This is a genomic window from Streptomyces odonnellii, assembly GCF_000981895.1.
Taxonomy (GTDB): domain Bacteria; phylum Actinomycetota; class Actinomycetes; order Streptomycetales; family Streptomycetaceae; genus Streptomyces; species Streptomyces odonnellii.
This window is the reverse complement of the sequence record NZ_LATD01000288.1, coordinates 1-14,275: the sequence shown is the minus strand read 5'-3', so window position 1 is coordinate 14,275 and position 14,275 is coordinate 1. Positions and strand designations below refer to the sequence as shown.

Annotated in this window: 13 protein-coding genes and 1 pseudogene; 9 read left to right on the top strand and 5 right to left on the bottom strand. The window is 69.8% G+C overall.

The window, feature by feature from the left end:
- Window positions 1-363 (top strand): annotated as a pseudogene (locus tag WH07_RS25250) (hypothetical protein); the annotation flags it as partial.
- 23 nt (window positions 364-386) lie between these two features.
- Here the strand turns inward: WH07_RS25250 and WH07_RS25245 are convergent.
- Window positions 387-1,241 (bottom strand): SDR family oxidoreductase, encoded by an 855-nt coding sequence (locus tag WH07_RS25245; protein WP_408645929.1) that lies wholly within the window; start codon window positions 1,239-1,241, stop codon window positions 387-389.
- A 168-nt stretch (window positions 1,242-1,409) separates the two neighbouring features.
- On the opposite strand from WH07_RS25245, the gene WH07_RS25240 reads away from it, so the two are divergent.
- The 5 genes from WH07_RS25240 to WH07_RS25220 all read left to right on the top strand — a co-directional run bounded on the left by WH07_RS25240 (window position 1,410) and on the right by WH07_RS25220 (window position 6,517).
- Window positions 1,410-3,050, top strand: a complete 1,641-nt coding sequence (locus WH07_RS25240; RefSeq protein WP_046504443.1) for an alkaline phosphatase D family protein — start codon at window positions 1,410-1,412, stop codon at window positions 3,048-3,050.
- 126 nt (window positions 3,051-3,176) lie between these two features.
- On the top strand, window positions 3,177-3,761 hold the full coding sequence (locus WH07_RS25235; protein WP_157877430.1) for a hypothetical protein: 585 nt from the start codon (window positions 3,177-3,179) through the stop codon (window positions 3,759-3,761).
- Window positions 3,762-3,893: 132 nt separating this feature from the next.
- Window positions 3,894-4,598 carry a VanZ family protein gene (locus tag WH07_RS25230; RefSeq protein ID WP_046504438.1) on the top strand — a complete coding sequence of 235 codons (705 nt, stop codon included), beginning with the start codon at window positions 3,894-3,896 and terminating at the stop codon, window positions 4,596-4,598.
- A 97-nt stretch (window positions 4,599-4,695) separates the two neighbouring features.
- Window positions 4,696-5,424 (top strand): response regulator transcription factor, encoded by a 729-nt coding sequence (locus tag WH07_RS25225; protein ID WP_046504435.1) that lies wholly within the window; start codon window positions 4,696-4,698, stop codon window positions 5,422-5,424.
- The gene (locus WH07_RS25220; protein ID WP_046504431.1) at window positions 5,417-6,517 is read left to right on the top strand and encodes a sensor histidine kinase; all 1,101 of its coding nucleotides are present in this window, start codon (window positions 5,417-5,419) and stop codon (window positions 6,515-6,517) included. Before WH07_RS25225 ends, WH07_RS25220 begins: the two co-directional genes overlap by 8 nt.
- Window positions 6,518-6,620: 103 nt before the next feature.
- Here WH07_RS25220 and WH07_RS25215 read toward each other — a convergent pair whose 3' ends face one another.
- The 3 genes from WH07_RS25215 to WH07_RS25205 all read right to left on the bottom strand — a co-directional run bounded on the left by WH07_RS25215 (window position 6,621) and on the right by WH07_RS25205 (window position 9,743).
- Window positions 6,621-7,403 carry a class I SAM-dependent methyltransferase gene (locus WH07_RS25215; protein WP_046504428.1) on the bottom strand — a complete coding sequence of 261 codons (783 nt, stop codon included), beginning with the start codon at window positions 7,401-7,403 and terminating at the stop codon, window positions 6,621-6,623.
- A gap of 229 nt (window positions 7,404-7,632) precedes the next feature.
- Window positions 7,633-8,472, bottom strand: coding sequence for a nucleotidyltransferase domain-containing protein (locus tag WH07_RS25210; RefSeq protein ID WP_046504425.1), 840 nt, complete (start codon window positions 8,470-8,472; stop codon window positions 7,633-7,635).
- An 80-nt stretch (window positions 8,473-8,552) separates the two neighbouring features.
- Complete coding sequence (locus WH07_RS25205) at window positions 8,553-9,743, bottom strand: Cmx/CmrA family chloramphenicol efflux MFS transporter (RefSeq protein ID WP_046504422.1); 1,191 nt, start codon at window positions 9,741-9,743, stop codon at window positions 8,553-8,555.
- 318 nt (window positions 9,744-10,061) lie between these two features.
- On the opposite strand from WH07_RS25205, the gene WH07_RS25200 reads away from it, so the two are divergent.
- Window positions 10,062-10,748: a class I SAM-dependent methyltransferase gene (locus tag WH07_RS25200; protein WP_046504419.1), complete on the top strand. Its 687-nt coding sequence runs from the start codon at window positions 10,062-10,064 to the stop codon at window positions 10,746-10,748.
- Window positions 10,749-10,950: 202 nt separating this feature from the next.
- Complete coding sequence (locus WH07_RS25195) at window positions 10,951-11,436, top strand: RICIN domain-containing protein (RefSeq protein WP_046504416.1); 486 nt, start codon at window positions 10,951-10,953, stop codon at window positions 11,434-11,436.
- A 329-nt stretch (window positions 11,437-11,765) separates the two neighbouring features.
- Here the strand turns inward: WH07_RS25195 and WH07_RS25190 are convergent, their stop codons facing one another.
- Window positions 11,766-12,791, bottom strand: coding sequence for a Gfo/Idh/MocA family protein (locus WH07_RS25190; RefSeq protein WP_046504411.1), 1,026 nt, complete (start codon window positions 12,789-12,791; stop codon window positions 11,766-11,768).
- Between the two features lie 79 nt (window positions 12,792-12,870).
- Between WH07_RS25190 and WH07_RS25185 the strand changes: the two genes are divergently transcribed.
- The coding region (locus WH07_RS25185) for a Bcr/CflA family multidrug efflux MFS transporter (protein WP_232789055.1) at window positions 12,871-14,275 on the top strand (1,405 nt) is incomplete at its 3' end.

Here is a 14,275-nt window from a genome sequence, read left to right as displayed (position 1 = left end):
CAGGGGGACGGGCACGGGGACGGCTGGAACGCGGGTGGGCGACAGGGCCGACAGGACACGGTCGGCGCCGAGCCTGCGGGTGCCGACCTGGCCGGTGCCGACCCGGCGGGTGCCGAGCCGGCGGGTGCCGAGCCGGCCGTCGTCGCCTCGCGCTCTGTCAGCGCTCTGGAGCAGACCGTGTCCATGGGGCGGTTCCTCCCGGCCGTGCTGGGCGCGGAGAAGGTGTTCGACCGTACGAGCCTGATCCTGAGCATGTGGCTGCCCCGGTCGCGACTGGCCGGCGGCGCCCCGGTCGCGTACCCGACGGCCCCGGTACACCCGCTGCCGCAGGTGACCGGGCAGCGGTCCGCCGCGTCCGCGTAGGGCTGCTCGCCGCGTAGGGCTGCTCAGCCCCTTCCGACATACGGCATGGCCGTCGCCAGCACCGTCGCGAACTGGACGTTCGCCTCCAGCGGGAGTCCGGCCATGTGCAACACCGTCGTGGCCACGTCCGTCACGTCCATCACCGGCTCCACCGTCAGTTCGCCGTTCGCCTGCTTCACGCCCTGCCGCATGCGCGCGGTCATGTCCGTCGCCGCGTTGCCGATGTCGATCTGGCCGCAGGCGATGCGGTACGGGCGGCCGTCCAGGGAGAGGGACTTGGTGAGACCGGTGAGGGCGTGCTTGGTGGCGGTGTAGGCGACCGAGTCGGGCCTCGGGGTGTGGGCGGAGATGGAACCGTTGTTGATGATCCGGCCGCCCTGCGGCTTCTGAGCCTTCATCAGACGGAACGCGGCCTGCGCGCACAGGAACGCGCCCGTCAGATTCGTGTCCACCACCTTCTGCCAGGCCGAGAGCGGCAGATCTTCCAGTGCGGTGCCGCCTGGGCCGAAGGTGCCCGCGTTGTTGAAGAGCAGGTCGAGCCGACCGTACCGTTCGTTCACCGTAGCGAACAGGCGTGTCACGTCGTCCGGTTGGGACACGTCCGTCCGTACGGGCAGCGCCTGCACGCGTGCCTCGACGCTCATCGCCGCCGCCGTCTCCTCCAGGGTTTCCGTACGGCGGCCGGCCAGTACGACCGTCCATCCCGCGGCGGCGAGCGCGAGCGAGACCGCCCGGCCGATACCGGAACCGGCGCCGGTCACGACGGCCGTCCGTACCGTACGGGCCGAGGAGCCCGGCGTGACCGCCGCCGTACCCACCTCCGCGTTCGCTGATTCCGCCGTTCCCCGGATGGTGTTGAAATTCCGCATGGCGTCCATGTGGCGGAGCGTACGTGAGGTATGAACGTGGCGCGTACGGCGGACACAGTGAGCACACGGTTCTCATCACTCCGCCATACGCATGTTGTGTACGTGACAGCAGGGCGCCGCCGCTCCCGACTGCAATTGCCAGTGAGTCAGTGACAGCCGCCGTCAGGGGAGGGGCACATGACACCCGTTCACCACCGGAAAGACCATGCAGCCGAACTGAGAGCAGCAGCGGCTCATCTCGGCAGGCGCCGGTTCCTCACCGGTACCGCTGCCGCCGCCGCGCTCGCCTTCTCCGTCAATCTGCCGGCCGCGGGCGTCGCGGGCGCGGCGGAGCTGGACGGACGGAAGATCGACGAGGACCCCTTCACGCTCGGCGTCGCCTCGGGCGACCCGCGCCCCGACACCGTACTGCTCTGGACCAGGCTGGCGCCGCGGCCGTACGAGCCGGGCAGCGGGCTGCCGCGCAACAGGGTTTCCGTACGGTGGGAGGTGGCGCAGGACGCCCGCTTCGCCAAGATCGTGAAGAGCGGGAACGCGGACGCGCACCCCGAGTTCGACCACAGTGTGCATGTCGAGGTACCGGGGCTGGCGGCGGGCCGGGTGTACTACTTCCGCTTCCGCGCGGGTAGTTGGATCAGCCCGGTGGGCCGTACCCGTACCGCTCCCGCGCCTTCCGCGAAGCCGGGCTCGCTGAAGTTCGCGGCCGTCTCGTGCCAGGCGTACCACGACGGGTACTTCACCGCGTACGGGCACCTCGCCAAGGAGGACCTGGACGTGGTCTTCCACCTCGGCGACTATCTGTACGAGTACGCCGTGAACGCGGTCGGCGGCTCCCGCAACTACACCGACCTCCAGCTTCCCGCGCACTTCAACCGGGAGACGACGACGCTGGAGGACTACCGGCTGCGGTACGGCCTCTACAAGTCGGACGCCGACCTGCGGGCGGCGCACGCGGCGCACCCGTTCGTGGTGACGTGGGACGACCACGAGACCGAGAACAACTACGCGGGGGACATCCCGGAGAACGATGTGCCGCCGGAGGAGTTCCTGCTGCGCAGGGCCTCGGCGTACCGCGCGTACTGGGAGAACCAGCCGCTGCGCGCGCCGCAGCGGCCGCAGGGCGCGGACATGCGGCTGTACCGGCGGCTGGAGTTCGGGCGGCTCGCGCAGTTCGACATCCTGGACACCCGGCAGTACCGCTCGGACCAGGCGTACGGCGACGGGTGGCAGACGCCGGGGCCGGAGTCGGAGGACCCGTCGCGCACGCTGACGGGCGGGGCGCAGGAGCGGTGGCTGCTGGACGGCTGGAAGAAGTCGGCGGCGACCTGGAACGTCGTACCGCAGCAGGTCACCTTCTCGCAGCGGCGCAATCTCACGACCCCGGACTTCAAGCTGTCGATGGACTCGTGGGACGGGTATCCGGCGTCGCGGCAACGGCTGTTGAGGGGGGTGGAGGCGGCGGGGATCAAGAACTTCATGGTGCTGACGGGCGACGTGCACACGGCGTACGCGTACGACATCAAGAAGGACTGGAACGACGCGGCTTCGCGGACGCTGGGCACGGAGATCGTGGCGACGTCGATCTCCAGCGGCAAGGACGGGACGGAACGCCCGTCCAACTGGGCGACGTTCATGGCGGCCAACCCGCACATGAAGTTCTACAACGGGCGTCGGGGGTATGTGACGGTGTCCCTGACGGCGGCGCGGGCGCGGGCGGACTTCAAGACGGTGAACGCGGTGACGACACCGGGGGCGCCGATTGCGACGGCGGCGTCGTTCGTGACGGAGGCGGGGAGGCCGGGCTTGAAGCCGGCGTAGGGGTGCGGGCGGTGATGGGGCTGTGCGGCTGGCTGTTGGTTGCTGAGGCCGTGAGCCGATGACCGCGCCTCGAACAGAGGGCCCCGCCCGGCTACGGCCGGGGCGGGGCCGGTGCGGACCAGCCGGGTGCTCCTTGAGGCTCCGCGGCAGGCCGGCCGATATGATCCTCCGCTACGTGCGTTTGCGGAGAGGGAATACAGAGGGGGCAACTGCGAGGCCATGAATCTCGTGCGCATGGAAATTCAGCGGCACGACTGGAATTCGATCCGGTGTGGCTGCGGTCAATCGGCGCAGCATCTTCTCCCTATCCTTGACGCGGCCATTGATGGGCAGTCCAGAAGTGCGGTGCGGGCGCTGGATGATCATGTATTTGTCCAGTCCAACCTCATGCCGTCCGCTCCTGCTGTCTGTGCGGTGGCCATGGCCGTGCTTGTTGATGCCGAGAAGGAGGTACTGAACAAGAGGGAGGTTCTTTGGCTGCTTTGCTCGTTTATTGGTTGTGAGGAGGGCGCTGATTCGGCGGAGCCCAGTCTCTATGGGAGGTGCATCAGGCTTATCCAGGACGGTATTTGGGTCATCTATAGAGAGCTGGTGTCCGGTGGTGACGTTGACTGTGTGAGTTACGCAAGTGACATCTTGGAGGTCGTGGAGCGAGACCCTGACAGGCGTCACTACTACATGGGTGTCCCGCGAGACGGATCGGTCGGCTGACGGGATACCTGTGACGCGGCGCGGCCGGCTCACCGCTCGGCCGCCGTTCCTTGGCGCTGCGGGGGCCGTGTATCGCGGGTGTATTGAAAATCGGATACGTTGGCGCAACGGGGCTCCGGGTGCAATGGGGGGGTGAACCACAACGCATCCCTGTCAGCACCTTCCCGCCGCGCGCGTGGGAACGTGCTTCTTGGTCTGGCGGTCCTCGGGCTGGTGGGTGTCCTGTTTGTTGTGCGGCGGCCGCTCATGATGTCCGCTCCGCGGTGCATGGCCGGGCGGTGGCACGGCTGCTTCGACACGTTCAACGGCGTGGTGTTCATCACGGTGTTCACACTGCCGTTGGCCGCGCTGGTGGTGTGGGCTCTGGCGCGTCGGCGGCGTGCCGTCGGTGTCACAACGGCATGGCGGATGTCGCTGGCCGAGGTGGGCATGGTCCACGGGACGGTGCCGTGCGTGTGGATGACCATGTTGCCGGGCTCCGGGGCCGGCACCGCGCCCGCCCGGGTGAGCCTGGTGCCGCTGCGGGACCTGGTCACGATGGGGACGGGCGGGATCGTCGGCAATCTGCTGCTCTTCGCGGCGCTGGGGTTCTTCGCGCCGATGCGGTTCGCGGCGCTGGCGTCCGTGCCGCGGATCCTGGTCCTCGGGGCGGGCTGTTCCGTCCTCGTCGAAACCGCGCAGTACGTCCTGCGGCTGGACCGGGTGTCCTCCGTGGACGACGTACTGGTCAACGCCGCCGGTGCACTGCTGGCCGGGCTGGCGTCGCGCCGCTGGTGGCGCACCACGGCGGAGACGCCGTCGGACCGGCCCCACCCCGCGTTGGCGGCGGCAGGCTGAGCCGTCCGTCCGGAGTCCGGTGTCCGGGGTGCGAGTGTCTTCGTACAGGCCGCCTTCGCATACGTCCGCGATATGTTGTGCTGCTTAGGCTTCGGACATGCGCGTACTGATCGTGGAGGACGAGCCCTACCTGGCCGAGGCCGTCCGTGACGGTCTGCGGCTGGAGGCCATCGCCGCCGACATCGCGGGCGACGGCGACTCCGCCCTGGAACTGCTCAGCGTCAACTCGTACGACCTCGCGGTCCTCGACCGCGACATCCCCGGCCCCTCCGGCGACGAGGTCGCCCGGCGCATCGTCGCCTCCGGCAGCGGTATCCCGATCCTCATGCTCACCGCCGCCGACCGGATCGACGACAAGGCCTCCGGGTTCGGGCTCGGCGCCGACGACTACCTGACCAAACCGTTCGAGCTGCGGGAACTCGTCCTGCGGCTGAGAGCGCTCGACCGCAGACGCGCGTACGCCCGGCCGCCGGTCCGCGAGATCGCGGGCCTGCGGGTCGACCCCTTCCGCCGGGAGGTCTTCCGCGACGGACGCTACGTCGCGCTCACCCGTAAACAGTTTGCCGTGCTGGAAGTCCTCGTCGCCGCGGAAGGCGGGGTCGTCAGCGCGGAAGAGCTGCTGGAACGGGCCTGGGACGAGAACGCCGACCCGCTCACCAACGCCGTACGCATCACCGTCTCCGCACTGCGCAAACGGCTCGGCGAACCATGGATCATCGCCACGGTGCCCGGCGTCGGCTACCGGATCGACATCGGTACGGACGCCACCGGCCCCGGCAGGGACGCCACCGGCCCCGGCAGCACACATGGCAGTGCCCATGCGTAGCCGCCTGAGGTTCAGCGCCCGACTGAAACTCACCCTCAGCTACGCGGGATTCCTCGCCGTCGCCGGCTCCCTCCTGCTGGCCGTGGTGTGGGTGTTCCTGCTGCGCTACGTACCCGACAACCCCAAGGGCCTGCTCGGGATCTCGCCCAACCGCTACCTCCTTGTGCACACCTTCGCCCCCGCCGCGGCCGTGGCGATGGCCCTCCTGCTCGTGTTCGGGCTCCTGGGAGGCTGGATCCTCGCCGGCCGGATGCTCGCACCGCTCACACGGATCACGGATGCGGCACGGATGGCCGAGAAGGGGTCGCTGTCCCACCGGATCGGCATGCAGGGCCGCCAGGACGAATTCCGTGAACTCTCCGACGCGTTCGACTCGATGCTCGGACAACTGGAGTCCCATGTCGCCGAGCAGCGGAGGTTCGCCGCGAACGCCTCCCATGAACTGCGCACCCCGCTGGCGATCTCGCGTACGCTCCTCGACGTCGCCCGCAAGGACCCCACGCGGGACCGGGGCGAACTCATCGAACGCCTGGACGCCGTCAATACGCGGGCGATCGACCTCACCGAGGCCCTCCTGCTGCTCAGCCGGGGTGACAGCGGAAACTTCACCCGCGAGAACGTCGACCTCTCCCTCATCGCCGAAGAAGCCGCCGAAACGCTGCTCACCCTCGCCGAACAGCGCCGGATCACACTCGACGTCAGCAGCGGGGCGGCCCGGACCAGCGGCTCCGCGGAGCTTCTGCTGCGGATGGTGACGAACCTCGTCCAGAACGCCATCGTCCACAACCTTCCAGCCGACGGCACCGTGACGGTCCACACCGAGGCGCACGGCGACGCGAGCGTGCTGCGGGTCGAGAACACGGGCCGCCGGCTCGCACCGGAGCTGGTACCGACCCTCACGGAACCCTTTCAGCGCGGAACGGAACGCGTACGCACCGACGAGCACGCCGGCGTCGGGCTGGGCCTGGCCATCGTGCACAGCATCGTCCGCGCCCACGACGGGACTCTTGATCTCGTCCCCCGCCCCGCCGGCGGTCTGCGCGTGACGGTGAGGCTTCCCGGCACACCGGTCCGGCTTTCCGGCACACCGTAGGCGTCGCCTCCACCGAGCAGGCGTTGCTCCCGAGCAGGTGTCGCCCCCGGGTGTCCCCCGGGTGTTGCCTTCAGGCGTCGACCGACGTGATGCTCGTCGTGCCTCACAGCCGCCGGACGCGCAGTACGCCGGTCCGCATCGGGAGAGTGAACTCGCCGCGGGCGGTCTCCGGTCTGCTCGCGAGGAAAGCGCGGATCCGGCCCAGCGTGGCCTCCCGCTCCTGTTCCGGCATGACCAGCACCCCCGCGCGCGTCGCGATGGTCGCGACGAGAGAGTCGGCGGTACGGCGCTGCCCGTGCGGGAACTCGGCCTGCTCCGGCGAGCCGAACCGGGCAGCGGCCACGCCGGTCTTCGGAAGGTGCATGCCGGCCGTCGCGGCGCGCCAGCCGGCGGGCGTGTCACGCGGGCCGACGGCCGCGCTCCCGCCGACCCGGGCGAGCCCGGCGACCCACTCGACCTCGTCGTCCATGACGTTCCACAGGCCGGCCAGGACGCCACCGGGCGCGAGGACCCGCGCGATCTCGGGTCCCGCGACGGCCATGTCGAACCAATGCATCGCGTTGCCCGCCAGCACCGCGTCGACGGAAGCGTCCGGCAACGGAATCGCCTCGGCACTGCCCGCCAGCGCACGGACATCCGGCAGCGAGCGGCGCAGCTCGGCCAGCATCCCCGGGTCGGGCTCGACCGCGACGACCTCGGCACCCAGTGCGGCCGTCGCGGCGGTCAGCTTGCCGGTCCCGGCGCCGAGGTCGAGCACGCGCGGGCCGGGCGCGGGTTCAAGCGCCCAACGCACCGCGGCCCGCGCATAGTCCGGGCGGTGTTCGGCGTACGCGGCCGCCGCCGCGCCGAACGACGAGGCGTGCAGCAGCCGTTCATCCTGATCCACGCGGCGACGCTAAGGGCTGTCCCGTAATCCATGGCGGGCGCGCGACGACAGCTACGGCACCTCGCCGCGTTGTCGGAACATCCCCATACGCCCAGTATGGGGACGTCCCTCCGCCTTGCGATGCTCCCCCGTAGCCTGAACGGCACGGGAGGCACCCCCTCCATCTGACGCCGCGCGCTGACCCACCAGCGATTACGGGACAGCCCTTAGCGGCGCGGCCGACGGTCGGCTACCCCGCCTCTTGTCCGGCCGATTGATCGATGACGTCGTGGAGATACCGCACGGCGAGCTCTTCGGCTTGGCGTCGGCGTTCGATCGTCGCTCCGGCGTCGTCGAGCCATCGCCCTTCGAGCCATCGGCCGTCGAGCCATCGCCTGTAGAGCTCGACGGCGGCGAGGAGCGCCCGGCCGGCGTCGCGCCGGTCGTAACCGCACAGGGTCGTCCGCAGATCGCGCGCCTCGTCCGGCGCGATGGATTCGAGGTGGCGTACACCGCGGGGGGCCGCGCCCGCGCGGCGGGCCGCCAGGGGGCCCAGGACGGTCTCGCGCAGATGGTTGAGGAGGCTGATGACTTCGAAGAGTTCACCGCGGCCGAGCTTCGTCGCACCGTAGTGCACCCAGGTCCAGAACCGGTCCTCGATCCACTGGAGGTCGAGCGACCGGGGCGTCGGCGGACGCTCCGCGAGGGAGTCGGCCAGGCGGCCGTGCCGGTCCCAGAGGATGTACGGGTCCTCGACGCGCTCGGCGAAGTCGGAGGCCCGTACGAACTTGAAGTCGACGTGGAGGAGAGGCGGCCCGACGAGGGCGATGACCAGGCGGGGTTCGCCGACGTGCTCCCCGGTGAATCCGGACACAAGCGCGGTCCATGAGCCGATGAGTGCGAGACGTTCCTCCATGACCGCGCCGAACGCCTCGTCGTCGATGATCACGATCAGGTCGACATCGGAGTAGATGTCCGGCTGTCCCGTCGCGATCGACCCCGTGATGGCGACACCGGTCACTCGTGCGTCCTGCTGGATGCGGGGAAGCGTGTCGCCGAGGAACCGGCTGTGCGGGGAGGGGGCGTCCATGGCGGTCCTTCCGATCGGGGCAAAGTTTTGCAACGTACCACGGCGCCGGAGCGGATCGGCGTGGAAATAACGGCACGCACTCACGGCTGCACCTCGGTGTTCCGGCCGGTCGCGATCATGGCGCGGAGCGGGAACGCGATCAGCAGTGTGATCGCGACGAGCAGGCCGCTCGTCCACAGCGGACCCAGGTTCCCGGCCGCTGTGCCGAGGGTGGTCGCGGCGACTAGGGGGCCGACGGCGGCGCCGACGTTGAGTGCCGCCGTCGCGTACGAGCCGGCCATGGCGGGGGCGCCCGCGGCCTCGTAGAGGACCCGCGTGATCAGCGTGCTGCCCAGTGCGAACGAGAGCGCGCCCTGCATGAATACGAGGATGAACAGGGCGGCCGGCTCGTCGGCCAGTACCGCCAGGGCCGGCCAGCCGATGAGCAGCAGCGGACCACCGACCGCGACGACCAGTCCCGGACGCCGGTCGGACAGCCGGCCGGACACGGTGACGCCCGTGAAGGAACCGGCACCGAAGAGCACCAGGACGACAGAGATCCACAGTTCGCCCAGGCCGGCGGTGCCGGTCACAACGGGCGCGAGGAAGGTGAAGCTTCCGAACGTCGCCGCGTTCACCAGCGCGCCGAGCAGCATCACCACGAGCAGCCGCGGCCTCGCGAGCTGGGCCAGTTCCACGCGCAAGGCCGGCCCGCCGGTCACCTCCTCCTTCGTGTCCTCCTTCGCGCGTCCCGTCGGCAGCGCCCTCAGGATGCCGAAGGCCGCAGGCAGGCAGAGAACGGCGACAGCCCAGAACGTGGCCCGCCAGCCGAGCAATGTGCCGAGTACCGACCCACCGGGAACACCGGCGATCGTGGCCACCGTCGTGCCCGAGAGCAGTACGGCCAGCGCGCGTCCCTTCTTGTCGGGCGGGACCAGCGCGGCGGCAGCCGTCAGAGCCACGGCGAGGAACCCCGAGTTGGCGAGCGCGGCGACGACCCGGGTGGTGAACAGGACCGGGAAACTCGTGGTGACGGCGCCCACCGCGTGAGCTGCCGCGAAGGTGAGGATGAAAGCGAGAAGACTGGAGCGCCTGGGCCAGTCGCGGGACAGCGCGGCCACCAGGGGCGCCCCGACGATCATGCCGATCGCGAAGGCGGAGATGAGCAGGCCTGCGGTCCCGACGGTGACATCGAGATCTGAGGCGATGTCCGGCAGCAGGCCGGCGAGCATGAACTCCGAGGTGCCCATGGCGAAGACCGCCACGGCAAGCAGATACAGCGGAAGAGGCATCGAGTGGCTCCGAGGTGAGGAGAGGAACGAGAGGGTCTTCTCGTCACCGCGGCCAGCCCAGGGGCAGTCCCGTCCCGCCGCGGAACGCGGCGCGACGACAGGGCTGCGAACTCAGTGGTTCAGGGGGCTGACGGCGTGACCGAAAGCCCCCACCGTGTCCGACTCGGGACTCGACATGGCCCGCACGCTACCCGACCGCCGCCCGCGGACGCTCCGCTGGCTCGTTATTGACTACAAGATGTGGTGGGGCGATTCCACAATGTGATGTCCCGGGTGCGGCGACCGCCATGCCTCCCCAGCGGAACAGGAGTTCGCGCGATGACCCAGGAACCACCGGCCGTACCGGTAACGGGCGGCAAGGTCGACGGCTCGGAGGAGGCCGCCCGGCCCTTCGACGCTCTGGGGCTGACGTACGAGGAAACGTACGCGCACCTGCCCGAGCAGCTCGCGGCGATCGACTGGCTGCTGGCCGAACTGCCCGAAGGCGCCAAGGTGCTGGACATCGGCTCGGGCACCGGGCGGCCGACCGCGGAGCGGATCTCGGCCGCCGGGCACCACGTCTCGGGGTACGACGTCTCGCAGACCATGGTGGACCTGGCCCGCGCCCAGGTGCCCGCCGCCCGCTTCGAACTGTCGGACGTGCGCGCCCTGCCCGACACCCCGGGGGCCTGGGACGCCATCACCGCGTTCTTCTCGCTGCACCAGATGCCGCGCGCCGACCTGGACGTCACGTTCGGCCGGATCGCCAACTGGCTCGCTCCCGGGGGCCTGTTCGTCCTCGCCGCCGTTCCGCTGGACGTGGACGACGCGCCGTACGACTGGATGGGGCAGACCATCCGCGCCACGAGTTACCCCGCGGAGGTCTACCCTGAGCGGCTGCGCGGGGCCGGACTGGAGATCGTCCACAACCAGCTCAGCGTCTTCCATCCCGACTTCCCCGGCATGGGGGCGGAGGAGCACCAGTTCCTGTACGCGCGCAGGCCGCGAGTCCCGGAAGGGCCCTGAGATCCTTCCGCAGGCGCACAGGCCCCTCGCGCGTCGGTCAGGCCCCTCGCGCGTGGGTGCCGGCAGTTGATCGCGCGCATATGACTTCAAGAACGAGGGGAACCATTCAGGGCCCGTAATCACCCAGATCCGTTGGCCGCGACAGGACCAGCAGATACGTCCCGGCTGATGCGGATCTGCCGATCGTGAAGGGTTCCGCCTCGTGGCTAACGTGTTTCGAAAGCTCCTCGTACCTGTCCTGCTCGCACTGACGTCCTTCGCGCTGCCGTCGGCCGCCGCCGTGGCCGTCACACCTGTCGAAGCGGCCCCGGCCGTCGGCAACATGTGCCTGGCCAATGACTATCCGAGATCCCGGATCGTCAATGTCGAGGGGTGCAACTCCTCGGCTTCCAGCCAGCGTTGGACCATCGTCGGGGAATTGATTTCGTCGACCGTGAACCCCGGTATGTGCCTGGCCAATGACTATCCGAGATCCCGGATCGTCAATGTCGAGGGGTGCAACTCCTCCGCTTCCAGCCAGCGTTGGACGATCAACGGCGAGGCGATTTCCTCGACGGTGAACCCCGGTATGTGCCTGGCCAGCGACTACCCGAGAACCCGCATAGTCAACGTGGAGTCGTGCAACCCCTCCGGGCCCCGCCAGCACTGGACGGTGCTGGGAGAGCTGATCAGCATGACCTTAGTGTGACCCTCTGATCCACTTCGGCGGCCTCCCGCCCGCTGACAGGCGCCGCCCCGCCGATGCGCGTGGGCGGCGTTTGTCGGTGTCGCCGGCGTCTGCCGGTGTACGCGGGGGGCCGCCGGCGTACGCAGGGGGCCGCCGAGGCCGGACAACAGGCCCTAGGGCGTGTCTTCAAAGTCCCGTCTGCCCGGCGACGCCTGGCACGCACGCTCGCCGCGTTGTCGGGATCATCCAAGTACGTCCAGTACGAGGATGACCCTCCGCCTTGCGATCGCACGCACCAGACGCCGCCGGGCCCGCCCTTCGGGCGGACGACGCTACTTTGAAGACACGCCCTAGCGCCTCTCGCCGTCCGCCGGGAAGCGGACGCCGACGCGGTCCCGTACCGCGTCCAGCGTCCGCATGACCGCCAGGGTGCCGTTCAGGGGGACCAGGGGGGATTCCGTTTCGCCGGAGCGCAGGCAGCGCATGACCTCGGCCGCTTCGTACTGGAGGCCGTACAGACCGCCGTCCGCCGTGAATTCCTCCGGTTCCGTGTCCGGGCGGTGGAGGGTGAAGCGGTCCGCCGAGAAGAAGCCGGAGGGGATCTCGATCCGGCCGGTGGTGCCCGAGACGGTCGCCGTGACCGGGGTGGGGGAGGTCAAGGAGCAGCTCAGAAGGGCGGTGGCGCCGGAGTCCCAGCCCAGCAGGATCCCCGTGTTGAGATCGACACCCTCCGGTGAGAGCAGCGCCTCCGCCTGTACGCGGTCGGGCTCGCCCAGCAGCAGATGCGCGAAGGAGATCGGGTAAACACCCAGGTCGAGCAGGGCGCCGCCGCCGAGGGCCGGGTCGCGGAGGCGGTGCGTGGGGTCGGCGGGGCCGGGGAAGCCGAAGTCGGCCTGAATCGTGCGGATGTCGCCGATCGCACCGTCCCGTATGATCTCGAGCAGACGCCGGATCACGGGGTTGCAGTACGTCCACATGGCCTCCATCAGGAAGAGGCCGCGCTCCCGGGCGAGAGAGACCAGTTCCTCGGCCTCCCGCACGTTGAGAGTGAACGGCTTCTCGCACAGCACCGGCTTTCCGGCGGCCAGCGCGAGCCCGGCGGCGGTCCGGTGCGCGGAGTGCGGCGTCGCCACATAGACGACATCCACCTCCGGATCGTTCACGAGCCCGGCCCATTCGCCGTACGCGCGCGGAATGCCGAACCGGCCGGCGAACTCCTTCGCGGACGCCTCGGAGCGTGAGGCCACGGCGACGACTTCCGCATCGGGCAGTTCCCGTACCTCGGCCGTGAAGCGGGCGGCGATTCCGCCGGTGGCCAGTACACCCCAGCGCACAGCGCGCCCCCGCGCTTCTTGTGCTCTCTGTCCCGCTGTCATCGCTGCCCCATTTAATAGGTCTCGGCCGTTCCGGTTGAGCTGAGAGCATAGATAAGGATTCAACGATATGGAGACTGGAATGCCGGACGGCGGTCGGACCACCGAAGGACATATAGGGAGTGAAGGGCTCATACCATCCGATGGGTGGGTGAGCACTCCGGCGCCGGCGCCGCCGATGCCGGCCGCGCCCGTCGTGCCCGCCCAACCGGTCGCAGGCCAGCCGGTCGAAGCCCAGCCGGTCACACCCTCGCCCGCCCCGGCTCCTGCCCCCGTCGCCGCCGCGCGCCGCGCCGGACTGCTCGTCACCCTCGTACTCGGCGGGCTCACCGCGCTGCCCCCGCTCTCCATGGACATGTACCTCCCTGCCCTCCCGGAGGTCACCCGCTCGCTCAGCTCCCCCGCGGCCACGGTCCAGATCACCCTCACCGCCTGTCTGGCGGGCATGGCCCTCGGTCAGATCGTCGTCGGACCGATGAGCGACAAATGGGGCCGGCGCCGGCCGCTGCTGCTCGGCATGGTCGTGTACGTCCTGGCCACGGCGGTCTGCGCGCTGGCCCCGAACGCCGAACTCCTCATCGCCTTCCGCCTGTTGCAGGGCCTCGCGGGCGCGGCGGGCATCGTCATCTCCCGCGCGGTGGTACGCGATCTGTACGACGGCGACGAGATGGCCCGCTTCTTCTCCACCCTGATGCTGATCTCCGGGGTCGCACCAATCGTCGCGCCGGTGATCGGCGGACAGGTGCTGCGCCTCACGGACTGGCGCGGCATCTTCGTCGTCCTGACCGTGATCGGTGTCGTCCTCACCCTCGTCGTGTGGAAGTGGCTGCACGAGACGCTGCCGCCGGAGCGGCGGCACAGCGGCGGGGTCGGCGCGGCGCTCCGTACGATGCGCGGGCTCCTCGCCGACCGGGTCTTCACCGGCTACACCCTGGCCGGCGGACTCGCCTTCGCGGCGCTGTTCGCGTACGTCTCGGCCTCGCCGTTCGTGGTGCAGGAGATCTACGGCGCCTCGCCGCAGACCTTCAGCCTGCTCTTCGGCATCAACTCCATCGGCCTGATCGCCACCGGCCAGATCAACGGCAAGGTGCTGGTGGGCCGGGTCAGCATGGACCGGGTGCTGGGCTTCGGGCTCGCGGTCATCGTCGTCGCCGCGGTGGCGCTGCTGCTGATGACGGCCGGGGTGTTCGGGGAGGTGGGGCTGGTGCCGGTCGCGGCGGGGCTGTTCTTGCTGATGTCCGCGATGGGGCTTGCGCTGCCGAACACCAACACACTGGGGCTGATGCGTACGCCGCACGCGGCGGGGTCGGCTTCGGCCCTGATCGGTACGTCGTCGTTCCTGATCGGCGCGGTCGCCTCACCGCTGGTGGGGATCGCGGGCGAGGAGACGGCGGTGCCGATGGCGCTGGTGCAGGTGGTGTGCTCGGTGGGGGCGATCGGGTGCTTCGTGGGGCTCGTACGGCCGTGGCGGCGATCTGAGGCTGCGG

Bases quoted from the DNA above. Each gene is read 5' to 3' on its own strand.
- WH07_RS25245 (WP_408645929.1), bottom strand. From the start codon at position 1,241: ATGGACGCCATGCGGAATTTCAACACCATCCGGGGAACGGCGGAATCA.
- WH07_RS25240 (WP_046504443.1), top strand. From the start codon at position 1,410: ATGACACCCGTTCACCACCGGAAAGACCATGCAGCCGAACTGAGAGCA.
- WH07_RS25225 (WP_046504435.1), top strand. From the start codon at position 4,696: ATGCGCGTACTGATCGTGGAGGACGAGCCCTACCTGGCCGAGGCCGTC.
- WH07_RS25220 (WP_046504431.1), top strand. From the start codon at position 5,417: ATGCGTAGCCGCCTGAGGTTCAGCGCCCGACTGAAACTCACCCTCAGC.
- WH07_RS25210 (WP_046504425.1), bottom strand. From the start codon at position 8,472: ATGGACGCCCCCTCCCCGCACAGCCGGTTCCTCGGCGACACGCTTCCC.
- WH07_RS25205 (WP_046504422.1), bottom strand. From the start codon at position 9,743: ATGCCTCTTCCGCTGTATCTGCTTGCCGTGGCGGTCTTCGCCATGGGC.
- WH07_RS25200 (WP_046504419.1), top strand. From the start codon at position 10,062: ATGACCCAGGAACCACCGGCCGTACCGGTAACGGGCGGCAAGGTCGAC.
- WH07_RS25190 (WP_046504411.1), bottom strand. From the start codon at position 12,791: ATGACAGCGGGACAGAGAGCACAAGAAGCGCGGGGGCGCGCTGTGCGC.